Below are 24,344 nucleotides of genomic sequence, written 5' to 3' on the forward strand. Positions count from 1 at the left end.
TCAATTTTACTGCCTAATTACGTTGGAATAATCGGCCGGTGAATTCCCCGCAGCCTGCGCTTTGGCGCTGATGGCGGCGCGGGCGCGCAATTCCGGCTCCGGCAGCTTCCAGACTGATGCTCCATGCTCTGCCAGATAGCCGGGCAGGTAGCCCGACAGCAAAACTCGGTAATCCGTTGGAATGCCTGGCTCAATCTGGCGGGCAAGATCAAAGACCACTGTGGTGCAATTGGTGGTGATTGTGTCGTAGAATTTGGGCTGTTTGGCAAGCTGATCTGCCGAATTCACGTAATTCAAAAACAGGGCGCGCATCGCCTGTTTGGGAATATCCAGCGGGTAAAGATAGGTGTCTTCTTTGCGCATATTGGTGCGAAGATAGAGAATATCCCGCTCATCGGCAGCGAGAAAAGCCAGCTCATAGGTTTTGAAAAAGCCTGCAATCGATGAATAGGATTCGGTCTTCTCGCGGCGCGTTTCCACCGAGAACACCACGCGCTGACCATCCTCAAAGCCGAAACTGATCAGCGTATGGGCAATGGCATCCATGCCCCAATAGGACAGGACCATATCGGCTTCATTCAGCTTGTTGAGATCATATTGCCGCGTCTCCCACTTGGCATCGGCAACCGTGTCGCTTGTCCAGTTGAAGTTGCGCACATTCTGGAGCGTGACAATGTTGTTTTCAACGCTCCCGGTAACAGTCCTCGACACATCCGTTGCCCAGTCCCGATCAAGGCTCGGCTTGATCGAATGCCACCAGATGCCGACGACGACCAAGCTCAATAGAAACAGCCCGACTGACGCAAGAGGCGACTTTCGACCAAATGAAAGGATGGCGAGGATAAAAATCAGCCACAAGCTGGAGGCTGCGCCCCGAACGAAATCGGGGCCCGGAATACGATACCACAGAGCCAAGGTGATCCAAACCGTGGCGATCAGAGCAATCAAAGCCAGTATGACGAGAAGAATAACGCTCACTATGCGCAATAGATATTTCATGCCGAAATTCTCCTCCCGATTTTCAACCGTGTGTATCCTGATGAACCTATAACGCATAAAGCCGCCCTTTCGGGCGGCTTGCAACGTTTCACGGTTAAGGTCAATCTCACCCAAAAACCCGCTTGAAAATCGTGTCCACATGCTTGGTGTGATACCCGAGGTCAAACTTCTCACGGATCTGCTCTTCGCTTAGCGCTGCCCGCACTTCAGCATCACCCAGCAGCTCTTCCAAAAAGTCCTTGCCTTGTTCCCAGACCTTCATGGCGTTGCGCTGTACGAGGCGGTAGCTGTCTTCGCGGGAGACGCCGGCTTGGGTCAGGGCCAGCAGCACGCGCTGGCTCATGACAAGGCCGCGGAATTTGTTCATGTTTTTCAACATGTTTTCCGGGTAGATCACCAGCTTTTCCACAACGCCTGCCAAACGGTTCAGGGCGAAATCGAGCGTGATGGTGGTGTCGGGGCCAATGGCGCGTTCGACGCTGGAGTGGCTGATGTCGCGCTCGTGCCAAAGGGCTACGTTTTCCATGGCGGGGACGACCGACATGCGCACGAGGCGGGCGAGGCCGGTGAGGTTTTCGGTCAGTACCGGGTTGCGCTTGTGCGGCATGGCCGATGAGCCCTTCTGGCCCGGAGAGAAGAACTCTTCGGCTTCCAGCACCTCGGTGCGCTGCATGTGGCGGATTTCGATGGCGACGTTTTCAATTGATGAGGCAATCACGCCCAATGTGGCGAAGAACATGGCGTGGCGGTCGCGCGGGATGACCTGCGTCGAGACCGGCTCCGGCACCAGGCCGAGCTTTTCGCAGACATGTTCCTCGACGCTGGGGTCGATATTGGCGAAGGTGCCGACAGCGCCGGAGATGGCGCCCGTGGCAATTTCAGCGCGGGCGTTGACGAGACGGGCGCGGTTGCGCTCCATTTCAGCGTAGAACCGGGCAAAGGTCAGCCCCATGGTGGTGGGTTCGGCATGAATGCCATGGCTGCGGCCAATGCGCACCGAATCCTTGTGCTCAAACGCGCGGGCTTTCAGGGCGGCCAGCACGCGGTCCATATCGACCAGGAGCAGATCGGCGGCGCGGACCAGCTGAATGTTGAAGGTGGTGTCCAGCACATCCGAGGAGGTCATGCCCTGGTGGACGAAACGGCTATCGGGGCCGATGAATTCGGCCAGATGGGTGAGGAAGGCAATCACGTCATGCTTGGTGACGGCTTCGATCTCGTCGATGCGAGCCACGTTGAATTCAGCAGCGCCGCCCTTTTCCCAGATGGTTTTGGCTGCGGCCTTCGGGATAACACCCAGCTCGGCCAGCGCGTCGCAGGCATGGGCCTCGATCTCGAACCAGATGCGGAATTTGGTTTCGGGCGACCAGATGGCGACCATTTCTGGCCGGGAATAACGCGGGATCATCGGCTTGATCTTTCTTGCATGAATAACCTATGCCGCCCCATAGCAAACATGGCAGCCGATCTCAACGGCGACGGCGCGAAAGGATGGTGTCAGGGCTTGATTGGCACGGCGAGCCAACGCCCGTCGGAGCCTTCGGAGGAGGGGTTCATCACAAGGACCAGCGCGATCTGCACCACATTGCCACCGGGAACCTGATAGGTGACGACGCCACCCAGTCTGTAGCCTGTGGGACAGCGGCGGCTGGCGGGCACATGGCCGTCTTCATAGACCACCTTGTCCTGCTTGGCGCCGTTGATTTGCGTCATCTTCAGGCGAAAGCCCTTGATGGTCTGCACCTGATCCTTGCAGGCGGCAGGGGCGGCTTCGTCCAGCTCTTCCAGCGTCAGTGTATTGGGCTCACCCACCGTCGGCTGGGAGGCGTGAACGCGGTAGCTGAGCACATGCGGATCGATGCCAATCTCGCTCAAAGGATTGAAGGCCACCACTTCGCCCGGATGGTCCAGCAAGCCTCGGTCCTGAACGGTTTTTGCCACCTGATCCATGCTCTGCTTGCGGATCGCGGCCATGCTGGCCTTGTCGTCATCGCCGCGCAGGCGCACCGGCGTATCCGGCAGGAACGTATTGTTGTTGAGGTCGATAGCAAAAATATTCGAGTAGGGCGTGTTGACGCCGCTCTGCACGCCATATTCCTCGAAGGCGAAGACGGAACCGTCGGCGGAAAAACCGATGGGGCGAACGGCGGCTATATCGCCTGCTGCAGCGGGCAGGGCAGTGGCAAGGCTGCCCACGGCAACCATGGCTGCGGAAAGCCAGTGGAGTTTCAAGGCCGGCCTCCTTCAGCGGCATGGCGCAATGCCGTCACCGTTTCGCGATAGGCATCGACACCCTGGCCCTTGTAGACGGCAGATCCTGCCACCAGCACATTGGCACCGGCCTTTGTGGCAATCGGTGCCGTTTCCACGGTGATGCCGCCATCGACTTCCAGTGCAATCGGCCTGTCGCCAATCAGCGCCCGCGCCTGGGCGATCTTGTCCGCCGCAGCCGGAATGAAGCTTTGCCCGCCAAAACCGGGATTGACACTCATGATCAGGATCAGATCGACATCGTCAATGACGTTTTCCAGCGTGGAAACCGGTGTGGCCGGATTGATCGACACGCCAGCTTTCTTGCCGAGGGCGCGAATGGTTTGCAGGGAGCGATGCAGATGCGGCCCGGCTTCAGCGTGGACAGTGATGTAATCACATCCTGCATCGGCAAAGGCGGCAAGGAACGGATCGGCAGGGGCAATCATCAGGTGGCAGTCGAATACCGCTTTGGTATGGGGCCGCAATGCCTTGATAACCGCCGGGCCGAAAGAGATATTCGGCACGAAATGGCCGTCCATGACATCAAGATGAATCCAGTCGGCGCCCGCCTCAACCACATCGGCAACTTCAGCCCCCAGCCGGGAAAAATTGGCGGCGAGGATCGAAGGGGCGATCAGCAGCGGAGGTGTCATTTATCTCATTCTTTCGATATAGCGGATGTCGTGCCGCTCATAGCATTCCCGCGTTGGCGCGACAACCTTTCCTGTGGTCCGGACTGCGAAAGTCGGTTGATTTTACAGCCGCTTTGCGGGCGGTCACGATACGGCCTTGGACAGGTGCGACAGCGAGGCTATGAATGCTTGGACATGACCTATGGGAGGAAATATGGGCAGGTTTGTGATCATCACCGGCGGCAGCACGGGCATAGGGCGCCAACTGGTCCAGGCTTTTGCCGGTCTGGGCGATACGGTGGCCTTCAGCTATCTCGGCGACGATGCACCGGCCAAAAGCCTGGTATCCCTGATGGAGCAACAGGGCCGCAACGTGCTGGCGCTTTCCGCCGATGTCGGAGACGGAGACGCCGTCGAACAGTTCTTGAATCAGGCCTGCGCCTGGGCCAAGACAAGCCCGGCGGTCCTCGTCAACAATGCCGGTGTGCAGACCTGGTCCAGCCTGCTCGATCTCTCTGAAAAAGACTGGAACCGGGTGATCCGCACCAATCTGACCGGCACATTTCTCAACACCAAGGCGGCTGCAAGCCGGATGGTGGCAGCTGGTAACGGTGGTGCCATCGTCAATATCGGCTCGGGCTGCAATAAGCTCGCCTTTCCGAACCTGGTTGATTACACCGCTTCCAAGGGCGGGGTTGAGCAATTCACCAAGGTTGCGGCTGTGGAATTGGGGCCGCATGGTATCCGGGTGAATTGCGTTGCCCCCGGTGCCATTGCCACGGAACGAACCTATGAGGAAGCGCCTGACTATGGCGAAGTCTGGGGCAAGGTCACGCCGCTGCGCCGGGTGGGGACACCGCAGGATATTGCCGGCCCCGTGCTCTATCTCGCCAGCGAGGCGGCGGGCTTCGTCACCGGGCAGACGCTCTGGGTGGATGGCGGGTTGTTTACACGGCCAGTCTGGCCTTACGAATAGGCAAAGTTACGCTTTTCCCCTGGCTCAGCTATTCGCTGAGCGGACGCGGCGGCTGAAAACCACCGTCACGCCATTCCTGCAATTGAAACGGATTGTCGCTGAGTTCGTGGCCATCGGTAAAGGACAGCGAGCCGATGACGGTCTCAGCCTTAGTCTTGCTGATGGCCTCAGCCAGCGACGGTTCGTTCAATGCCGCCGCCGCATGCAGAAACTGGACGCTGGCAAAAGCGGGCAAGGCATAGCCATCAGCTGCGCTGCCCTGCGTTCGCAGCGCATCAACCGCCTTCTGTGCGCTCGGCATTCTGGCATAATCAGGCGTTATCACGGCCAATACGCCATCTTGCAGCGGAACAGGTCGGTCCACCGCCCTCATCGCCTCGCCACCCATCAGCGTCAGAGGAATATTCTCGGCCTTGGCATCGCGGGCGATGATCGAAACATCGCTGCGGTCACCGCCGATGAAGACATTGGTCGCGCCCGTCTTCTTCAATCGCCGCACCAGGGCAATCTGCTGCTCCTGGGCGGGGCGGTAAGTATCGGTGAAAACCGGCTTCATGCCGCGCTGCTCCAACGACACTCGAATGGCTTCCACCAGTTCACGACTGCGGATTGTGCCGTCATCAAGAAGCGCAAATGCCGTTCCTGCCCATTGGCTGACGATCACCTCCACCAGCTTTTCGCTTTCCGCTTTCGTGCTGGGTGCCAACCGAAAGAGTGGCCATTGGCTCTTCAAGGCATCTTCCATAACGGTAGGCCAGCGCACCGAAAGCGTCAAAGCCGGAATACCGGCCGGGCCAAGCTTGGCCAGCAAACCATCCAGGCTTTCACTGCACAGAAAACCGATCGCCGCATCGACCTTTGCCGCCACAAGCTTGTCGGCAATCGCCGGGCCGGTTCCCGTGGCGCATGGCTCATCAATCAGCGTCAGCGTATCGCCGCTTTGCTTTACCGCAGCGTCTGCCCCCGCCCGCAGCTGCTGACCAAGAACAGCATAAGGCCCGCCCTGAGGAGCAACCAGCCCGATGGTAAGGGCAAACGCACCGGGCGCTGCAAACGCATAGCCTATGGCGAAAAGCAGTGACAAAAAACGCAATATCATTTCAATCCGGATCATCATGAATTTTCAGTGACCTTAGCGATATCGCAACGGCAAGGGAATGAAAATGTCTCGGTCGCCGCGCCAGGATGCTACCGGAGCATAATGGTTTGGTAAAATTGCTTCACAGTTTTGCATATCTTGTTCTATAGCCATTCTTGACAGGCAAATTGGCAGGGAGTGCAGCGTGGCTATCGATCCTTTGGACTATCGTGAAGCGATGAGCCGCTACGCAGGCCATGTGCAGATCGTCACCACGGAATTTCAAGGCGTCGCCAGAGGCACGACCATCACCGCCGCCTGCTCGGTTTCCGATCAGCCGCCGATGGTGCTGGCCTGCATCAACAATCAGAACGAAGGCAACAAGCCCTTCTTCGAAAGCGATTGTTTCGCCCTGAACACGCTCGCCGCTCATCATCAGGACCTGGCAGGGGCATTCGCCGGTTTCGGCAAGCTGTCGAGCGAAGAGCGCTTTGCGCTCGGCACCTGGGAACAGATGGTTACCGGCGCACCGCTGCTGACCGGCGCGATCGCCGCCTATGATTGCCGGGTCGTCGACAGGAAAATCACGGCCACGCACACGGTGCTGTTCGGCGAAGTGTTGGGGCTGAAGCTTGGTGAAAAGGCTGCAACGCTTCTTTACCTGCAAAGAGGTTTCCATACCGTCGAATAGGCCAGATCATGGACCCAAATCATGGACAATGCCGATATTGAAGAGATGTTTCAATCGCTGGGTCCGGTCAGTATCCGGCGCATGTTCGGTGGCAAGGGTATCTATCACCACGGCATAATCTTCGCGCTTTATCTCTTTGACGAGATCATGCTGAAAGCCGACGCGCAGACGGCACCAGAGTTTGTCGCCGCCGGCGCCCGGCAATGGGTCTATCAGCGGCCCGGCAAGACTCCTGTCGCCATGCCGTATTGGTCTGTGCCGGAGGAAGCCCTTGACGATCCCGACGACATGGCGCGCTGGGCGCGGCTTGCCTATGAGGCGGGTATCCGGGCACAAAAGCCTTCAACCTCAAGGCGCCGCAGTTAAGCTTCGGCGCGGCAACAGTCGCTTAAAACGACCTGCACGCCGCAGTCAGGAGATTGGCGTTCGCGCCATCGCGTTGCCACAAAAAAGCACCCAAAAAAGGTCTTTTTGCGAATGCCGGGCGACTTGACGGATACCTAAATCAATAGTAGCAATTTTATTATATTCAACCAAAAGAAGCATTTAACGGCGTGAGGATTTACTCGATCGCTCTTTGAAATCCAGGGGGTTTTGAAGGCAAGAAACATCCACATAATTTCACTCACCAATGTTTTTGTCAGGGAAAATCGAGCTCAAGTTTTCCAAAATTCAACGAACAACCTGAAGACCAAAGCATCATGATGATGCTGATGTCCGACGATGTGCCAACGGATCTGCGCTAAACGGCCGGGTCATTCTCTACGACTCATAAGGGTAAGCCACTCGGCTGAAGCCCTTTTCCTCACCGACCGCAAGATGACACCTCCCTCTCTAAGGGATCTGGAGGGTGCGGAGCTTTGGCTTTCGGGAGGAGAAATCTGCACCTTCTGACAGTTTTTTACATCAAATATCCTGGGGGATAATATGGTTTACGTTCGTAAAAGTGTATGGGCGAATGGCGGCGATTTCAGCGATCCAATTCTCTATTGGTATGCCAAGGGTGTCGGCAAGCTGCGCCAAAAGGCACTAGCAGATAACACCAGCTGGAATTTCATGGCTGCGATCCACGGTATTGATATCGATGATCCCGATAGTCTCTGGACGACATATGGATATTATACAGCTGGTGAGACCCTGCCGTCCCAAGCAGATCAGGATCTCTATTGGAACCAATGCCAGCACGGCAGCTGGTATTTTCTGCCCTGGCATCGCGGCTACATCTGGTCGATTGAAGCGCTTGTGCGGGCGCAGATCGTCGCGCTCGGAGGTCCGGCGGACTGGGCCATGCCCTATTGGAACTACAGCGATACGACCAATCCCAAGGCACGGATGATGCCACCTGCCTTCGCGCAGGAAGAGTTTGAAGGTGGTCCTAATCCGCTCTACATCAAGCAGCGCTACGGTTCAGGAACGCCACCGATCATCGTGCCTGTCGAGGATGTGAGCCTGGAGGCACTGGAGTCGCCTATTTTCACGGGTGTGTCCTCAGGCGGCAGCCCCGGATTTGGTGGCGTCAAGACGGGCTTTTCCCACGATAGCGACACATTCGGCCTGTTGGAACACATGCCTCACAATGTCGTCCATATTGCTATCGGTGGCGAATATAATGGCGATGAAACCCTGCCAGGCCTAATGGCCATACCCGACACGGCGGGACTAGATCCGATTTTCTGGCTGCATCATGCCAATATCGACCGGCTTTGGGCGCAATGGAATGCCGCCTCCCCATTGCACAAAAACCCTGTCGATCCGGCCTGGCTGGACGGCCCTCAGGACCGTAAATTCGTCGTGCCGAACCCGGATGGAACGCCGTATTACTACAAGCCCTCTGATATGCTGGAGACTACCAGTCCGAAACTGGATTATACCTATGACCAGTTCGTTGTCGCTCAAGCTCCTGTTCTGGCGGCGGCTGTCGCAACAGGAGGAAAAGCAGTGACGGAACCCAAGACTGCCGAACTGGTCGGGGCGAATGCGGATATTCTTGCCCTGTCCGGTGAAAAAACGTCATCGGCGGTCCGTCTGGACGATACCCAGTCGGCGCTATTTGCTGCACCGAAGACGTTGGCTTTGGGGTTGCGCACTGGAGATGCCCCGCATGACAGGTATTTCCTCAATCTGGAAAACATTCGTGCACAACAGGATGGCTTCGTGATCGATGTCTATCTCAATCTGCCCGATGATGCCGATCATGCGCACCGTCTGGACCTTCGTGCAGGCTCTGTCGGCCTATTCGGCGTTCGCAGTGCATCGAAAGCAGACAGCTCCCATGGTGGGCGGGGTGTGACGCAGGTTCTCGACATCACCAAACTCCTATCCGGCTTGATCCATAGCGGCAATATCGCCAAGAGCGGTTTGAGCGTCCATCTCGTTCCCCGTAAGGCTCTGCGAGAGGGCGCGAAGGTGACTGTCGAGCGCATCAGCCTTTATCGTCAGCCGGGCTAAGCCGCATGGCTCCCACTCTGTCTCGGCTCAGGGCCGTGGTCTCCTTGTTGAAAGAGCCACCATGGCCCACATTGCTTACCTTCAGCCTCTTCGGCTGGCTTGCCATGGCTTTCACAAGCCGTGGCAATGATGCTCTGGATCTTTGTATTTCGGCCTCTGGCGCTCTTCTGGATCGCGGTTGGCGCGCGTTCCAGGTGCAAATATCGATGATGTCGGTGACCGGCGTCGCCTTGTCTCTGATGATCATGCTGATCGCAATGATGTCATTGATTTTGCGCGACCCGATCATGCATATCTGGAACCGTAGCCTCAAGAGGCGGCGAGTACGCTCGCTGGGCATGTTCTTTGTCAGTTATTGCAGTCTCTGGGCTGTTTGTGCGCCAATGCTTGTGGTCCTCGGCATGCTGCTGCGGGTGGCTGCCAGCCTTGTCGATCTGCCAGTCCTGCTGCTGGCGCTAGGCCTCGTCGGCCTCTGGCAAATCACACCCTGGAAACAACGCCTCTTGAACCAGTGTCACTGGACGCCGCGATTGAGCGCTTTTGGCTGGGCCGCAGATCGCGATTGCCTGTGCTACGGCCTGCGCGAGGGCGGACTTTGTGTTGGTACCTGCTGGGCGTTGATGGTGTTACCGTTCGCCGTGCATGACTACCATCTTCTGTTTATGGCTGCCGCATCGACAATCATGGTCTCGGAGAGGCTGCGTCCCGGACGTCCAGCTCGCTGGACTATAGCAGGACCAGCAGGCCTTGTGTATCAAGGAGCGCTTAAACGGTTACGCCGCACAACCAACACTGTTCCAGGATGCTTTGATGGTTGCGATCCGTCACGGCACGCGGAAAAATCAGCGTAGAAACGGCAGTATAGCCTTGGTGAAGGCCGATAAAGGCTGCGGCAGATCATCTAACGCAAACCAACCGAAGTCCGAAAGCTTGTCAGGCTCTGTCAGCATTGCTTCACCAGAGATGTCGCTGGTCTTATAGAGAAGAGAGACCCAGTGTTGGCGGTCAGCTGCGATGATCTGTTCGCTGACGCTGACAAATTCCACGGAGCCGATGGTCAGGCCGGTTTCTTCTTCGGCCTCACGCCGGGCTGCTTGTTCCGCAGGTTCAAGCACATCGACCTTGCCGCCGACAATGTTCCAGAAACCGGCTTCGGGTGGACGCATTCGCTTATAGAGCAGAAGCTTGCCATCTCTTAGGATGGCAAGTCCGACGCCGACACCCGGAAAATCTAATCCGGGCAGCATGTCAGGCTTTTGCGCTGGCAACGATCAGCATGAAAGCCGGAATATCATCGCCGAAGCCAACAGGAGTCGGGCCGTCATCATGGTCGCGGTAATGCTGGCGGCGGCGTTCGCGCTGGTCGTCATTGGCCGGGTTGGGCGCCTGATTATTGCGATAATCGCGGTTGCCCTGGCTAGGCCGTCTGTCTGTCTTGCGCTCTTGCTTCACGCTATCCACCTTGGTTGCGACGACTTCTACAGCCGCTTCGGTGCTAATCTGCTCTTCTGTCGTGTCAGGCTTGTGACTGCTGCGATGCTCACGATCACCGTCACGCGCACCGTCTCTGGAGCGTTCCCGGCCACGGCCACGTTCACTACCGCTTCTGTCACTACCGCTCTTGTCACGAGCACCCTTGCCACCACGGCCACGGCGCTCATCACGATCACCTTCAGCCATGGGCGGCAGAGAGGCGACGTCGCCGTCCAGCCATTCAGGCTTTTCACCGATCAGTTTTTCAATCGCGTCGAGATATTTCGCGTCGGACTTTGTCACCAGCGTGAAGGCGCGGCCTGAGCGACCAGCGCGACCGGTACGGCCGATGCGATGGACATAGTCTTCCGCATGGATCGGCACGTCGAAATTGAACACATGGCTGACATCGGGAATATCAAGGCCACGGGCCGCAACGTCGGAAGCGACCAGAAGGGTAATCTGATTGTCCTTGAAGCCAGCGAGCATATTTGTGCGCGAGCGCTGGTCCATATCGCCATGCAGGGCACCGACCGAGAAACCATGCCGTTCCAGCGAGCGGAACAGATCGGCCACGTCCTTCTTGCGATTGCAGAAGATGATGGCGTTCTTCAGATCGTCCTGGGCGCGGATGATGTCGCGCAGGGTGGAGCGCTTTTCATAATCCTTGTTCTGGCAGGCAACCAGCCGCTGCGTCACGGTCTTTGCGGTCGAAGATGGCGGAGCCACCTCGATCCGTTCCGGATTTTGCAGGAACTTGTCGGCCAGCTTCTGGATTTCCGGCGGCATGGTGGCCGAGAAGAACAGCGTCTGACGGGTAAAGGGAATAAGCTTGGCGATGCGCTCGATATCGGGAATGAAACCCATGTCCAGCATGCGGTCGGCTTCGTCGATGACGAGAATTTCCACGCCGGTCATCAGCAACTTGCCGCGCTCGCAATGGTCCAGCAGGCGGCCAGGCGTGCAGATCAGCACATCGGCGCCACGTTCCAGCTTGCGGTCCTGTTCATCGAACGAAACGCCGCCGATCAGCAGAGCAATGTTGAGCTTGTGATTCTTGCCGTATTTTTCGAAATTCTCGGCCACCTGGGCAGCAAGTTCGCGCGTCGGCTCCATAATCAGCGTGCGCGGCATGCGGGCGCGGGCGCGACCTTTTTCGAGCAATGTCAGCATCGGCAATACGAAGGACGCCGTCTTGCCTGTGCCCGTCTGGGCAATGCCGCAAATGTCGCGGCGCATCAGGGCCGGCGGAATGGCGCCAGCCTGGATCGGTGTCGGCACGGTGTAGCCGGCATCAGTTACAGCGGAAAGAACTTTTTGGCTCAGGCCAAGGTCAGCGAATGTGGTCAAAGGGAAATGTTTTCCGTTCCGTTCTTGCGAACTCAAGATGAATCGCCCGCGAACAGGCGTTAACGCCAGCGCGGGATAGGCCGAAAACGCCTCAAAGTCAAGGAATAGGCCCTTCGCTGCGCCATAAAGCTTAACGAAACTTCAATTTCCGCGGCCAGATGCGAGAATAGCCACCCCGGCAGCGCCCAGAAAACCTCCGGTCGTGCGGTTGATCAGCGCCACGCTGCGGGGTGTTTTCAAGAGGCGTCTCGCCCGTCCCGCCAGAAAGACATGGCCGCCGATCACCACGGTCTCGACTGCAAGAATGATCGCGATAATATCAATCAGCGCCGACGCATTGAAGGATGCGGGTACGAAATTCGGCAGCAGGGCCAGGTAGAAAAGTGGCATTTTCGGATTGCCGAGATTGAGCGCGAAACCTGTCAGGTACACAGGAAACAGCGCCCCACGGCGCTCCATCGGCACCATCTGCGGCAGCACAGGCTTTGCCATCCAGAGGCGGATACCCATCCAGATGAGATAGACAGCACCGCCGTAGCGCAAAAGCTCCATCAGCCAGCCCATGTCCTGCGCCAGTACAGACAAGCCGAAAAACGCAAGCGTCAAATAAATCAGGATGCCGGTAACTGTCCCAAGGCCATAGGCGAGGCCCGACGCAGGTCCATGGGAAAGAGTGCGGGCCATGATCGTCACATTATCGGGACCGGGACTGGCGGCAAACACCAGAAAGGCCAGCGCAAAGGTGAGCATTGAATGCAGATCCATAGCAATCCCCTTTTCATTCCCAGCGCTTCAGGAGGCCGATTTTGACAGTCAGACTATGCCATAAAAAACGCCGGTTGAAACAACCGGCGTTTTTATTTGCAAAAAGAAATATGGGCTAATCAGCGCAGCCGCTTGGCAGCCGGTTCCGGTACCAATTCGCCTTCCAGGCGGCGATCCAGATAATCTTCGCATTCAGCCATCAGCGTTTCGACCTGGCCGTTGAAGAAATGGTTGGCGCCAGGCAAGGTCTTCTGGGTGATCAGAATGCCCTTCTGGGTCTTCAGTTTGTCCACCAAGCCCTGAACGTCCTTTTCCGGAGCAACCTTGTCGGAGTCGCCATGGATGATCAGACCGGACGAAGGGCAGGGGGCGAGGAAGGAGAAATCATAGGTATTCGGCTGCGGCGCAACCGAGATAAAACCTTCGATTTCCGGGCGCCGCATCAACAGCTGCATGCCGATCCATGAGCCGAAGGAATAGCCGGCAACCCAACAGCTTTTCGAATCGGGATGCAGGCCCTGCACCCAGTCGAGCGCCGAGGCCGCATCGGACAATTCGCCGGCGCCGTGGTCGAATTCACCCTGGCTGCGGCCAATGCTGCGGAAGTTGAAGCGCAAAGTGGTAAAACCGCGCTTCTGGAACATGTAGAACAACTGATAGACGATCTGGTTGTTCATCGTGCCGCCAAATTGCGGATGCGGATGCAGGATGATCGCAATCGGGGCGCTCTTTTCCTTGGAGGGCTGGTAGCGGCCCTCTAGACGTCCTGCGGGTCCGTTGAAAATGACTTCGGGCATGGATACTCCGGTCTTGGCGTGTTTTTTTGCCTACGCGCCCTTACCCGTAAGAAGATGACTTGACGGGGGCACTCAGCTTTTCTAAAACCCAGTTTAGAACCATTCGAAATTATGGGTCGCTGTGTTATTGAATGTGTCATAGGACAGTCGGGGTGAAAATTTCAAGAAAAATGCATCTTCTATGGCAGATGCATGATTTTCTCCGAAAACAGGGCATGATCTAAGACAATACGCAGGTTTTGCGCCTTCCGGCTCAAGATCGCGGCACAACAAAGCGGAACATATCAGAGAAAACATGGCTGAACGCATCTACATGGACTGGAATGCCACCGCACCGCTTCTGAATGAAGCGCGCGATGCGATGCTGGCTGCTTTGGCCATGCCGGGCAATCCGTCCTCTGTTCACGCCGAAGGCCGTACTGCCCGCGCCCTGGTAGAAAAGGCGCGCCGCCAGGTGGCGGATCTTGTCGGAGCTGCGCCCGCTAATGTCATCTTCACCTCGACGGCAACGGAAGCGGCAAATTTCGTCCTGTCGCCACGCTATAGAATGGGCCGTTCACTGCTGGCTGTCGGACGTGCCTATGTCTCGGCCATCGAACATCCTGCCGTAAGGCAAGGCGGACGGTTTGCGCCTGACTGTGTGACCGAAATCCCGGTGACCCGGCAGGGCGTGATCGATCTCGATGCCCTGGAACGGGCGCTGGCCGACCATCCTGCCGATCAGGGCATGCCGCTGGTCGCCGTCATGCTGGCAAATAATGAAACCGGGGTTATCCAGCCGGTCGAAGCGGTGGGGCAACTGGTTCACGCCAGGGGCGGATTGCTGCTTGTGGACGCCGTCCAGGCGGTTGGGCGTATCCCGGTTGATATTGCGGCCCTGGATGCAGATTTCCTGATTCTATCGGCCCACAAGCTTGGTGGCCCCAAAGGGGCTGGCGCCGTAGTGGCCCGTGGCGAGGCGCTGATGCCGGAACCGCTGGTGCGCGGCGGCGGGCAGGAAAAGGGTCATCGCGGCGGCACGGAGAACCCTGCCGCAATTGCGGGCTTCGGTGCTGCTGCGGACCATGCTACAAAAGACTTGATAAATCGCAATTTACAGATTGCGGCCTTGCGAGATGCTTTGGAAACAGGCATGCGCAGCATCGCACCCGATCTGGTGATCCACGGCGCGGGTCAGACACGTATCGGCAATACGAGTTTCTTCACGCTGCCGGGTCTTAAGGCAGAGACCGGGCAGATCGCCTTTGATCTGGAAGGCGTGGCGCTGTCTGCCGGAGCGGCCTGTTCGTCCGGCAAGGTTGGACAGAGTCATGTTTTAACAGCGATGGGACTGGATGCGGGCATTGGCGGCTTGCGGCTGTCGCTCGGTCCCGCCACCACGGCAGAGGATATCGAGCGGGTCGTGTCGATATTCGGCAAGATTGCCGGGCGGCGCCAGCTTGCCGGTCACGCGGCATGAGACGCGAAAAGAGTGCCTGAAAAGGCGGAATAAACCCAGGTTTGGGGGTGAAAACTCATCTCCACTTCCTATATGAGAGCGGACCCCCCGCTGAAACGTTGACAAGCTGCCGGACCTTGGACCCGGCGAGATTGGAGAACGCTAATGGCTGCCGTACAAGAAACGATCGATCAGGTCCGCCAGATCGACGTCGATCAGTACAAGTATGGTTTTGAAACCATGATCGAAGTCGACAAGGCCCCGAAGGGCTTGTCGGAAGACATCGTCCGTTTCATTTCCGCAAAGAAGAACGAGCCGGACTGGATGCTGCAATGGCGTCTGGATGCTTACCAACGCTGGCTGACGATGGAAGAGCCAGAGTGGGCGCGCGTCCACTATCCGAAGATCGACTTCAACGACATTTATTACTATGCCGCGCCGAAAAGCACGGCTGGCCCGACCTCGATCGACGATGTCGATCCCGAGCTTTTGAAGGTCTATGAAAAGCTGGGCATTCCGCTTCGTGAGCAGGAAATTCTGGCAGGTGTCCAGACCTCGAAAATCGCTGTCGATGCGGTATTCGATTCGGTCTCGGTCGTCACCACGTTCAAGGCTGAATTGATGAAAGCCGGCGTGATCTTCATGTCGATTTCAGAAGCCGTGCGCGAATACCCCGATCTGGTGAAGAAATATCTCGGCACAGTCGTGCCGGTCACCGACAATTATTATGCAACGCTGAATTCGGCTGTGTTTACCGATGGTTCGTTCGTGTTCATTCCCAAGGGCGTTCGTTGCCCGATGGAATTGTCCACCTATTTCCGCATCAACGAGAAAAATACCGGCCAGTTCGAACGCACGCTGATCATTGCAGAAGAGGGTGCTTACGTCTCCTATCTGGAAGGCTGCACAGCCCCGCAGCGTGATGAAAACCAGCTGCATGCTGCCGTGGTCGAGCTGGTGGCGCTTGACGATGCCGAGATTAAATATTCCACCGTCCAGAACTGGTATCCGGGCGACAAGAACGGCAAGGGCGGCATCTTTAATTTCGTCACCAAGCGCGGCGATTGCCGGGGTGCGCGGTCGAAGATTTCGTGGACGCAGGTCGAGACCGGATCGGCGATCACCTGGAAATATCCTTCCTGCATTCTGCGCGGCGATGACAGCCGCGGCGAGTTCTACTCGATTGCCGTTTCCAACGGTTATCAGCAGGTCGATAGCGGCACCAAGATGATCCATCTCGGCAAGAACACGTCGAGCCGCATCATTTCCAAGGGCATTTCGGCGGGCTTTTCCAGCAACACTTATCGCGGCCAGGTTTCGGCGCACCGTAAGGCGGAAAATGCCCGTAACTTCACCCAGTGCGACAGCTTGCTGATCGGCGACAAATGCGGCGCGCATACCGTGCCTTATATCGAGGCGAAGAACTCCTCGGCTCAGTTCGAGCATGAGGCGACAACCTCGAAAATCTCGGAGGATCAGCTGTTCTATTGCCTGCAACGCGGCATTCCCCAGGAAGCCGCCATCGCCCTGATCGTCAATGGTTTCGTGCGCGAAGTCATCCAGGAATTGCCGATGGAATTTGCGGTCGAAGCGCAGAAGCTGATCGGGATTTCGCTGGAAGGCAGCGTGGGGTGATGAGCCGGGCGATCTTACTTTTTCGTCCGGTCGGACTGGAAGAATTGAAGCTGATTGAGGAGAGTGGCTGGAAAACTTTTCCGCCCCGTCTGCCAGATCAGCCGATATTTTATCCGGTGACGAATGAGGATTATGCCGCGCAGATTGCGCGGGATTGGAACACCAAAGTTGGCTCCCGGTGTGGCTTTGTCACGAAATTTGAAGTCGACTCCACCTATGTATCGAAATTCGAAAAGCGGATCGTTGGCGGTCGAGAACATGAAGAGCTATGGGTTCCCGCTGAAGAATTGGATGAATTTAACCGGCATATCGTCGGAAATATCGTCGTGACGCAGAGCTTCGTGCCTTGAGAGCAGGAAATGCCTTGCCGAAGCAAGATTGAATATACGGGTCCTTGAAACCCGCCATATGAGGGAATTGGAAATGCTTGAAATCAGAAACCTTCACGCCCGGATCGCGGAAGATGGCACGGAGATCATTCGTGGTCTCAACCTGACCGTCAATGCTGGCGAAGTGGCGGCGATTATGGGACCGAATGGGTCTGGCAAATCGACGCTGTCCTACATTCTGTCGGGCCGCTCGGACTATGAAGTCACCGAGGGCGAGATCCTTTATAATGGCGAGAGCATTCTGGAGCTTGACCCGGCGGAACGGGCCGCCAAGGGCATTTTCCTGGCCTTCCAATACCCGGTCGAAATTCCGGGCGTTGCCACCATGCAGTTTCTGAAAGTGGCGATGAATGAACAGCGCAAGGCGCGTGGCGAGGCTGAACTGACGACGCCGGACTTCATCCGCCGGGTCAAGGAAGCGGCTGGTGAGTTGAAGATCAACCCCGACATGTTGAAGCGTCCGCTGAATGTCGGCTTTTCCGGTGGTGAGAAGAAGCGTGCGGAAATCCTGCAAATGGCGCTTCTGGCGCCGCAGCTTTGCATTCTAGATGAAACCGATAGCGGCCTCGACATCGATGCGCTGAAGATCGTCGCCGATGGCGTCAATGCGTTGAAGTCGCCGGATCGTGCCACCATCGTCATCACCCACTATCAGCGCCTGCTGGATTACATCGTGCCGGATACGGTCCATGTTCTCTACAAGGGCCAGATCATCAAGACCGGCGACAAGAGCCTGGCGCTGGATCTGGAAGCCAATGGCTATGCCGATATCATCGGCGAAGCGGCCTGACCGGTCGAAAAGGAGTGTTGCAATGAACATTCAAGCTGCCAATCGGTCGACAGCGGCCGAGGCTGCGCTGGTCGAAGCCTATACGGCCCAACTCGGCGATTTGCCGGGCGATGGGGCTGTGCTAGGCGCGCGCGATATCCTGTTTGATGACCTGAAGCGGGCTGGCCTGCCAACTCGTCGGATTGAAGCCTGGCATTATACGGATCTGAAAACCCTGCTGCGGGCCATTCCCGACGCTGCAACGCTAACGCCTTCCAAGGCCGTGGCACCGCTGGTGGAGGCGGCTCGTATCTTTGAACTGCGCCAGGGCTTGAGCCGTGACGTCTCCGCACCTGACGGTGTGACCGTGCGTGCCTATAGTGAGAGCCTGTTGGATGGAACGGCAGCAACCGATCTGGTTGCCTTCTCCAAGGACGATGCGATTGGCCGGATTAATGGCAGTTTCGTGCGTGACGGCTATCGGTTGAACGTCGAGGACAATGTCGAGGTCGATAGGCTGATCGAGTTGCAGGCCCATCAGGGTGGCGGTCAAAGCCATTCTCGGTTTGTGGCGAGCTTCGGCTCTGGCTCGAAGGCAACCGTGATAGAGCGCCACCGCAATTCCGGCGAAGCCGCTGGCCTGATCTCCAGCGTCAGCGACCTGGACCTGGGCGAGGGTGCCGAGGTGACGTGGATCATCGTGCAGACCCAGGGTCTTGCCGATACCCATTTGGGCCAGATCAAGGTCGTGCTGGGAACCAATGCCAAGCTGAAGCTGTTCGTGATCAACGCTGGCGGCAAGCTGGTGCGCCAGGAAATCCATGTGAGAACGGCGGGTGAAGGCTCCGATTTCACCCTGCGCGCTGTCAACCTTCTGGGTGACGAAAGCCATACGGACGTGACCATGACACTTGGTCATGACGTGCCGAACACCACCTCGACGGAAGTGATCCGCAATGTGGTGTTCGACCGGGCGCGGGGCGTTTTCCAGGGCCAGATCCGGGTTGCTCCCGACGCTCAGAAGACCGATGCGCGCATGGCCTGTAACACGCTGCTAATGTCTGATGATGCCGAATATTCGGTCAAGCCAGAGCTGGAAATCTTTGCCGATGACGTGCAATGCGCCCATGGTGCAACGGTTGCCGATATCGACCACAATCACCTCTATTACCTGATGGCGCGCGGCATCCCGCAAAAAGTGGCCCGTGGGCTGCTGATCAAGGCTTTCGTCGCCGAATTGGTGGAAGAGCTGGAAGATGAAGAACTGGTAGAGGCCCTGGAAGGGGTCATCGCCGACTGGCTGGAGACCCATGGCTGATCTTCCCGTCAACCTCGATCACGCCGTGATCCATGTTTCCGATTGGGAACGGGCGCGCGGTTTCTATACGAACGTGATCGGGGCTGAAGCGGTCGCGACGGCAGCCGGAGGATATGTTTTTCGGCTTGGCGCACAGCAGTTGAATGTTCATGGCCCCGGCGCAATCGCCACGCCGGTGGCCCGCGTTCCTGTCGCTCCGGGAAACAGCGATCTTTGCTTCCGCTGGCGTGGAAAGATCAGCGATGCCAAGGCTCATCTCGAGGCCCAGGGGATCGACATCGAACTGGGACCCATTCGTCGCTTCGGCGCTATGGGCGAGGGAACAAGCCTCTATTTTCGCGATCCGGATGGTTCGCTCATGGAGTTTATCAGCTATGACGATTAATATGGCGAAACTTCCATCGACCTATGATGTCGAAGCCGTCCGTAAGGATTTCCCGATCCTGTCGCGGCTGGTGCATGGCGATAAACCGCTGGTCTATCTGGACAATGGTGCGTCGGCGCAAAAGCCGCAGGCGGTGATTGACGCCATCAGCCATGCCTATTCCAACGAATATGCCAATGTGCATCGCGGCCTGCATTTTCTGTCCAATGCCGCGACCGATGCTTATGAGGCGGCGCGTGAAAAGGTGCGGCGCTTTCTGAATGCCGGATCTTTGGACGAGGTGGTATTCACCAAATCCTCCACCGAGGCCATCAATACGGTGGCCTATGGCCATGGCATGAAAGAGATCGGCGAGGGCGATGAAATCGTCCTGACCATTATGGAGCATCACTCCAACATCGTGCCCTGGCATTTCCTGCGGGAACGCAAGGGTGCAAAGCTGGTCTGGGTGCCGGTGGATGATGATGGTGCGTTCCACATCGAGGAATTCGAAAAGCGGCTGACCGATCGTACCAAGCTGATTGCCGTCACCCATATGTCCAATGCGCTCGGAACTGTGGTTCCGGTCAAGGAAATTTGCCGGATCGCCAAAGAACGCGGCATTCCGGTGCTGGTCGATGGTAGCCAGGCGGCGGTGCATATGCCGGTCGATGTGAAAGACATCGACTGCGACTGGTATGTGATGACCGGACACAAGCTTTACGGCCCGTCCGGCATCGGCGTGCTCTATGGCAAGATGGACCGGTTGCGCGCCATGCAGCCCTTTATGGGCGGCGGCGAAATGATTGTCGATGTCACCGAGGATATGGTGACATACAATGATCCGCCGCATCGGTTCGAGGCAGGAACGCCGCCAATCGTTCAGGCCATCGGGCTTGGCCATGCGCTGGATTATATCGAGGGACTTGGCCGCGAGGCGATTGCCGCGCATGAAGCGGATTTGACGGCCTACGCCCATGAGCGGCTGACGGCGATCAATTCGCTCAGGATTTTCGGCAATGCGCCGGGCAAGGGTGCGATTTTTTCCTTCGAACTCAAGGGTATCCACGCCCATGACGTATCGATGCTGATCGACCGGCGCGGTGTGGCGGTTCGGGCTGGCACGCACTGCGCGCAGCCATTGCTGTCTCGTTTCGGTGTGACCTCTACCTGCCGGGCCTCTTTTGGCCTATATAATACCCGTGAAGAAATCGATGCGCTGGTGGAAGCGCTTGACTATGCCAAGACCTTCTTCGGCTGAGGATTGAAACCATGAGCGTCAGCGACATGAATACCAGTAAAAATGACGAGAAGCCGGATGTGCGCGAAGGTATCGTTCATTCCAGCATTCCGCCGGAGGAAGTCGCCCGCTTGTCGGACGATATCATCTCGGCACTGAAAACCGTTTATGACCCGGAAATTCCAGCGGATATTTTCGAGCTTGGCCTGATCTACAAGGTCGACATCGAAGACGACCGGATGGTGAAGATCATGATGACACTGACGGCGCCCGGCTGCCCCGTGGCTGGCGAAATGCCAGGCTGGGTGGAAAACGCGGTCGGCTCCGTGGAAGGCGTTTCGGGCGTGCAAGTGGAAATGACCTTCGATCCACCATGGACACCGGACCGGATGTCTGAAGAGGCGCAGGTCTCCATCGGCTGGTATTGAGTAAGGGCGGCTTGCTGAAAGGCGAGCCGCCTATTATACCAAGGGTCATTGAAAATGAATCTTGGTATTCCTTTTGCAAATATCTCAAGCGTCTGATGCATTTGAGATATTTGCAATGCCTTCAAGGCAAGGATGCTTCAGCATCTTCGAGACTTGCTATTACATTGTAAACATGCCGGTTTTGTCTGGCGCTATTCCGGTTAAGAAACCGAACCCACTTTTAAAAAACACCGGGCCTTGAACCCGGCTGTGAAAAGGAGAAAGCCTATGGGCTTTGCGGTGATGACCATGACCGATGCGGCAGCAGCCCGCGTCAAGGAAATTGTCGAAAATTCCGGTCCGGATGCCAAAGGCATTCGTGTCGGTATCAAGAAGGGCGGCTGCGCGGGGATGGAATATACCATTGACCTGGTGACTGAGCCTAACCCTAGGGATGACCTAATTGCCCGCGACGGCGCCTCCGTATGGCTGGAGCCTGCCGCTGTGCTCTATCTGCTGGGTACGGAAATCGATTTTGAGACCACGACGCTCCGCTCAGGCTTCACCTTCCGCAATCCGAACCAGACCTCTGCCTGCGGCTGCGGCGAGTCGGTGGAGTTGAAGGCCGCAGATTTGGCTGAACTTGCCAAGCAGCGGCATGAAGCCCACGTCTGATCAGGGTCTACTGCTACAAACATAAAGTCACAAAAAGAAACGCCTCGCCTTTCACATGAAAGGCGAGGCGTTTCTCGTAGATCCGGGTAGAATGCAATTATTTCAACAGGGATCGCAAATAATCTTGCTCACGACGTAGCGCAGAGATCGTCGAAACGACAGAGTAGACAAACATCGCGCTGATAGCAGCCGAGAGCACGCCGAGAAGCAAGAACATCTTGTTTTCCTTTGTGTCTGATCATCACTTATCCAGCCTCAACGAAAATCCTGCGCCAAGGTTCCAATCAGCGGCTGGCGCTGTGGTAAGGCTGCGAAATCGACGTACGGAAATTGGACGGGGCGCGGTCTTCGTTCATGTGAAAACCAATGCTCGTTGCCAGCATAGCGCCGATCATGGCAGTCCAGACCAAATTAATCATCGTCACTTTATCAAGCATGGGTTTCGTCCTTCGTTTTGACGGGGCCAGTTGCAGCAACAATGGCTGCAACCGCGTCTTGTTCCTGTGAGCAGTGCACTCTTTTTACAAAAGCCGTGCTGAAGCTGCCCTTAACACTCCGTTCATCTGGCGTTCATCTGAGCGGCCAGAAATGCGAAGCAATCGTCTTCATGTTCATCGAACCAAGCAACCAATGCTTCAAGAAAAAATGCGCTGACAATTGCGATACTCAAAACAACTGCAAGCATTGTTTGTTCTCTTGGTCTTGTCGTTGAACATGATCCCTGTATAAACACCCGGCCTTGAAGCGGGCCTGAATGTGCCGTTCATCAGGCATTCATGGGGCAGGCAGGGGACGGTCTGGCCACAAATATGAACGGAATGACCGTGAAAACCGGGGCCGTAGGCGCTTGCGGTTCCAGCCTGTCCGTGACAAAAGGCGGGCATAAAAAGATGAGGGCGGACCGATGACAATTGCCTTTTATCCGGGCTCTTTCGACCCGATGACCAATGGCCACCTGGATGTTTTGGTTCAGGCGCTGAATGTCGTTCCCAAGATTGTCGTCGGGATCGGTATTCATCCCGGTAAAGTGCCGATGTTCAGCTTTGAAGAGCGCGCAGAGCTTATTGCGAGCAGTCTTAGTGAGGCCGTGCCTGAGCGGGCAGGGGATGTTTCGGTTATCGCCTTTGACGGCCTGGCCGTTGATGCCGCCCGCCAGCATGGGGCGAAGCTTCTGGTTCGAGGCCTGCGCGACGGGTCGGATCTCGACTATGAAATGCAGCTTGCGGGCATGAACCGGCAGATGGCACCAGACCTGCAAACCGTCTTCCTGCCAGCTGGTACGGCGTCGCGGCCCATAACGGCCACATTGGTCCGGCAAATCGCCACCATGGGCGGTGATGTCAGCGCCTTTGTTCCCCCGCAGGTGTCGCGGGCATTGAAATCCCGGCTCAAGGCTTGAGCCGATCCGAGAAATTACGGAGCCCTTCATGAAACTCATGTCTCTTGCTTTCGCGGGCCTGCTCGCGCTTTCCACACTTGCCACCAACGCCATGGCCCAGGCCGGTGCTGGCGATAACATCATGACCATTCAGCTAAAGGACGGCCCTGTTGTCGTACAGCTGATGCCGGAGGTCGCCCCCAAGCATGTGGCGCAGATCAAGACGCTGGTAAGCCAGGGTCAATATGACAATGTCGCCTTTCACCGCGTCATCGAGGGCTTCATGGCCCAGACCGGTGACGTGCAATATGGCAATATGAAATCCGGCTTCGACAAGAGCCGTGCTGGCACCGGCGCTTCCAAGCTGCCGAATATCCCAGCCGAATTTTCCAAGACGCCTTTCGTGCGTGGCACGGTCGGAATGGCACGTTCGCAGGACCCTAACTCTGCCAATTCGCAGTTTTTCATCATGTTTGGTGATGGTAGTTTCCTGAACGGCCAATATACCGCCGTCGGCAAGGTTGTTTCCGGCATGGAATTTGTCGATAAGATCAAGCGTGGCCAGGGCGGTAATGGCGAGGTCAGCGACCCCGACCGGATGATCAAGGTCACCCTCGGCAAGAAGTAGGTTCCAACCTCGCATAGTCCTTCCCTATGGTCCGATCGGGCTCTAGGGCGGGGCTTGCGGGGGAGGTATGAACATTCAATCGAACACACGGTCCGAAGAAACCGGAATACCAAGGAGAAAATCATGGCTGAGATCAAAGATCCGGAAAATACCGTCATCCTGGAAACCACCAAGGGCAAGGTTGTGATCAGCCTTTTCCCTGACCTTGCCCCAGGCCATGTCGCCCGTATCAAGGAACTGGCCCGCGAAGGCGCCTATGATGGCGTCGTTTTCCATCGCGTCATTCCCGATTTCATGGCCCAGACTGGTGACGTGAAATTCGGCAAGAAGGGCGGCGAAAGCTTCAATCCCGGTCGTGCCGGCATGGGCGGCTCCGACAAGCCGGACCTGAAGGCTGAGTTTTCGGCCACACCGCATGTGCGCGGCACCTGCTCCATGGCCCGTTCGCAAAGCCCGAACTCCGCCAATTCACAGTTCTTCATCTGCTTTACCGATGCTCCCTGGCTGAACAAGCAATATTCGGTCTGGGGCCAGGTTATCGAAGGCATGGATGTGATTGACGCCGTCAAGAAGGGCGAGCCTGTCACCGATCCGGATTCGATCATCTCGATGAAAGTCGCCGCCGACGCCTGATTTCGGCT

General features: G+C 57.0%; 28 protein-coding genes. 17 read left to right on the plus strand and 11 right to left on the minus strand.

The window, feature by feature from the left end:
- Positions 1–6: 6 nt before the first annotated feature.
- The 4 genes from FS819_RS07595 to rpe all read right to left on the minus strand — a co-directional run bounded on the left by FS819_RS07595 (position 7) and on the right by rpe (position 3,905).
- The gene (locus FS819_RS07595) at positions 7–999 is read right to left on the minus strand and encodes an Lnb N-terminal periplasmic domain-containing protein (protein ID WP_156547698.1); all 993 of its coding nucleotides are present in this window, start codon (positions 997–999) and stop codon (positions 7–9) included.
- Between the two features lie 106 nt (positions 1,000–1,105).
- Complete coding sequence (gene purB, locus FS819_RS07600) at positions 1,106–2,407, minus strand: adenylosuccinate lyase (RefSeq protein ID WP_156547697.1); 1,302 nt, start codon at positions 2,405–2,407, stop codon at positions 1,106–1,108.
- A gap of 89 nt (positions 2,408–2,496) precedes the next feature.
- Positions 2,497–3,231 (minus strand): DUF2259 domain-containing protein, encoded by a 735-nt coding sequence (locus FS819_RS07605; RefSeq protein ID WP_156547696.1) that lies wholly within the window; start codon positions 3,229–3,231, stop codon positions 2,497–2,499.
- On the minus strand, positions 3,228–3,905 hold the full coding sequence (gene rpe, locus FS819_RS07610) for a ribulose-phosphate 3-epimerase (RefSeq protein ID WP_156547695.1): 678 nt from the start codon (positions 3,903–3,905) through the stop codon (positions 3,228–3,230). Before rpe ends, FS819_RS07605 begins: the two co-directional genes overlap by 4 nt.
- A 193-nt stretch (positions 3,906–4,098) precedes the next feature.
- Here rpe and FS819_RS07615 point away from each other — a divergent pair, with 193 nt between their 5' ends.
- Positions 4,099–4,860: an SDR family NAD(P)-dependent oxidoreductase gene (locus FS819_RS07615; RefSeq protein WP_156547694.1), complete on the plus strand. Its 762-nt coding sequence runs from the start codon at positions 4,099–4,101 to the stop codon at positions 4,858–4,860.
- Between the two features lie 28 nt (positions 4,861–4,888).
- On the opposite strand, the gene FS819_RS07620 is transcribed toward FS819_RS07615, so the two are convergent.
- Positions 4,889–5,974, minus strand: coding sequence for a branched-chain amino acid ABC transporter substrate-binding protein (locus tag FS819_RS07620; protein WP_156547693.1), 1,086 nt, complete (start codon positions 5,972–5,974; stop codon positions 4,889–4,891).
- Between the two features lie 202 nt (positions 5,975–6,176).
- Between FS819_RS07620 and FS819_RS07625 the strand changes: the two genes are divergently transcribed.
- The 4 genes from FS819_RS07625 to FS819_RS07640 all read left to right on the plus strand — a co-directional run bounded on the left by FS819_RS07625 (position 6,177) and on the right by FS819_RS07640 (position 9,928).
- Positions 6,177–6,629 carry a flavin reductase family protein gene (locus FS819_RS07625; protein WP_156547904.1) on the plus strand — a complete coding sequence of 151 codons (453 nt, stop codon included), beginning with the start codon at positions 6,177–6,179 and terminating at the stop codon, positions 6,627–6,629.
- A gap of 21 nt (positions 6,630–6,650) precedes the next feature.
- Complete coding sequence (locus tag FS819_RS07630; RefSeq protein WP_156547692.1) at positions 6,651–6,995, plus strand: TfoX/Sxy family protein; 345 nt, start codon at positions 6,651–6,653, stop codon at positions 6,993–6,995.
- A 561-nt stretch (positions 6,996–7,556) separates the two neighbouring features.
- Positions 7,557–9,077 (plus strand): tyrosinase family protein, encoded by a 1,521-nt coding sequence (locus FS819_RS07635; protein WP_156547691.1) that lies wholly within the window; start codon positions 7,557–7,559, stop codon positions 9,075–9,077.
- Positions 9,078–9,082: 5 nt separating this feature from the next.
- Entirely contained in the window at positions 9,083–9,928 is an 846-nt protein-coding gene (locus tag FS819_RS07640; protein WP_156547690.1) for a copper chaperone, read from the plus strand.
- Here FS819_RS07640 and FS819_RS07645 read toward each other — a convergent pair.
- The 4 genes from FS819_RS07645 to FS819_RS07660 form a co-directional block, all read right to left on the minus strand.
- On the minus strand, positions 9,920–10,324 hold the full coding sequence (locus FS819_RS07645) for an NUDIX domain-containing protein (RefSeq protein ID WP_156547689.1): 405 nt from the start codon (positions 10,322–10,324) through the stop codon (positions 9,920–9,922). The two genes, FS819_RS07640 and FS819_RS07645, sit on opposite strands and share 9 nt — an antisense overlap.
- Before the next feature lies 1 nt (position 10,325).
- Positions 10,326–11,900: a DEAD/DEAH box helicase gene (locus FS819_RS07650; protein WP_070164729.1), complete on the minus strand. Its 1,575-nt coding sequence runs from the start codon at positions 11,898–11,900 to the stop codon at positions 10,326–10,328.
- Positions 11,901–12,041: 141 nt separating this feature from the next.
- On the minus strand, positions 12,042–12,665 hold the full coding sequence (locus FS819_RS07655) for a LysE family translocator (protein WP_156547688.1): 624 nt from the start codon (positions 12,663–12,665) through the stop codon (positions 12,042–12,044).
- A 119-nt stretch (positions 12,666–12,784) separates the two neighbouring features.
- Positions 12,785–13,462 carry an alpha/beta hydrolase gene (locus FS819_RS07660; protein ID WP_070164727.1) on the minus strand — a complete coding sequence of 226 codons (678 nt, stop codon included), beginning with the start codon at positions 13,460–13,462 and terminating at the stop codon, positions 12,785–12,787.
- A 295-nt stretch (positions 13,463–13,757) separates the two neighbouring features.
- Between FS819_RS07660 and FS819_RS07665 the strand changes: the two genes are divergently transcribed.
- The 9 genes from FS819_RS07665 (at position 13,758) to sufA (ending at position 21,697) form a co-directional block, all read left to right on the plus strand.
- Complete coding sequence (locus tag FS819_RS07665) at positions 13,758–14,921, plus strand: cysteine desulfurase family protein (protein WP_156547687.1); 1,164 nt, start codon at positions 13,758–13,760, stop codon at positions 14,919–14,921.
- Between the two features lie 144 nt (positions 14,922–15,065).
- A complete protein-coding gene (gene sufB / locus FS819_RS07670; RefSeq protein WP_156547686.1) occupies positions 15,066–16,535 on the plus strand; it encodes a Fe-S cluster assembly protein SufB in 1,470 nt (489 codons plus the stop codon).
- Positions 16,535–16,885: a hypothetical protein gene (locus FS819_RS07675; protein ID WP_156547685.1), complete on the plus strand. Its 351-nt coding sequence runs from the start codon at positions 16,535–16,537 to the stop codon at positions 16,883–16,885. The genes sufB and FS819_RS07675 overlap by 1 nt, the downstream gene beginning before the upstream one ends.
- Before the next feature lie 73 nt (positions 16,886–16,958).
- Positions 16,959–17,714 (plus strand): Fe-S cluster assembly ATPase SufC, encoded by a 756-nt coding sequence (gene sufC, locus FS819_RS07680; RefSeq protein ID WP_156547684.1) that lies wholly within the window; start codon positions 16,959–16,961, stop codon positions 17,712–17,714.
- A gap of 22 nt (positions 17,715–17,736) precedes the next feature.
- Complete coding sequence (gene sufD, locus FS819_RS07685; protein WP_234624418.1) at positions 17,737–19,011, plus strand: Fe-S cluster assembly protein SufD; 1,275 nt, start codon at positions 17,737–17,739, stop codon at positions 19,009–19,011.
- Positions 19,004–19,396 (plus strand): VOC family protein, encoded by a 393-nt coding sequence (locus FS819_RS07690; protein WP_156547682.1) that lies wholly within the window; start codon positions 19,004–19,006, stop codon positions 19,394–19,396. The genes sufD and FS819_RS07690 overlap by 8 nt, the downstream gene beginning before the upstream one ends.
- Positions 19,386–20,636: a cysteine desulfurase gene (locus FS819_RS07695; RefSeq protein WP_197434055.1), complete on the plus strand. Its 1,251-nt coding sequence runs from the start codon at positions 19,386–19,388 to the stop codon at positions 20,634–20,636. The genes FS819_RS07690 and FS819_RS07695 overlap by 11 nt, the downstream gene beginning before the upstream one ends.
- Before the next feature lie 26 nt (positions 20,637–20,662).
- Complete coding sequence (locus FS819_RS07700; protein WP_071205317.1) at positions 20,663–21,043, plus strand: SUF system Fe-S cluster assembly protein; 381 nt, start codon at positions 20,663–20,665, stop codon at positions 21,041–21,043.
- A gap of 267 nt (positions 21,044–21,310) precedes the next feature.
- Complete coding sequence (sufA, locus tag FS819_RS07705) at positions 21,311–21,697, plus strand: Fe-S cluster assembly scaffold SufA (RefSeq protein WP_156547681.1); 387 nt, start codon at positions 21,311–21,313, stop codon at positions 21,695–21,697.
- 284 nt (positions 21,698–21,981) lie between these two features.
- Here sufA and FS819_RS07710 read toward each other — a convergent pair whose 3' ends face one another.
- Positions 21,982–22,134 carry a hypothetical protein gene (locus FS819_RS07710; RefSeq protein WP_156536474.1) on the minus strand — a complete coding sequence of 51 codons (153 nt, stop codon included), beginning with the start codon at positions 22,132–22,134 and terminating at the stop codon, positions 21,982–21,984.
- 122 nt (positions 22,135–22,256) lie between these two features.
- Positions 22,257–22,382 carry a hypothetical protein gene (locus FS819_RS07715; protein WP_267967303.1) on the minus strand — a complete coding sequence of 42 codons (126 nt, stop codon included), beginning with the start codon at positions 22,380–22,382 and terminating at the stop codon, positions 22,257–22,259.
- A 219-nt stretch (positions 22,383–22,601) separates the two neighbouring features.
- Here FS819_RS07715 and coaD point away from each other — a divergent pair, with 219 nt between their 5' ends.
- The 3 genes from coaD to FS819_RS07730 all read left to right on the plus strand — a co-directional run bounded on the left by coaD (position 22,602) and on the right by FS819_RS07730 (position 24,336).
- A complete protein-coding gene (coaD, locus tag FS819_RS07720; RefSeq protein ID WP_156547680.1) occupies positions 22,602–23,096 on the plus strand; it encodes a pantetheine-phosphate adenylyltransferase in 495 nt (164 codons plus the stop codon).
- 28 nt (positions 23,097–23,124) lie between these two features.
- Positions 23,125–23,703 carry a peptidylprolyl isomerase gene (locus tag FS819_RS07725; RefSeq protein WP_156547679.1) on the plus strand — a complete coding sequence of 193 codons (579 nt, stop codon included), beginning with the start codon at positions 23,125–23,127 and terminating at the stop codon, positions 23,701–23,703.
- Between the two features lie 123 nt (positions 23,704–23,826).
- Positions 23,827–24,336, plus strand: a complete 510-nt coding sequence (locus tag FS819_RS07730) for a peptidylprolyl isomerase (protein WP_041696653.1) — start codon at positions 23,827–23,829, stop codon at positions 24,334–24,336.
- The last annotated feature ends 8 nt before the right edge of the window (positions 24,337–24,344 follow it).

It is taken from the genome of Allorhizobium sp. Av2, assembly GCF_021462805.2.
GTDB lineage: Bacteria > Pseudomonadota > Alphaproteobacteria > Rhizobiales > Rhizobiaceae > Allorhizobium > Allorhizobium vitis_G.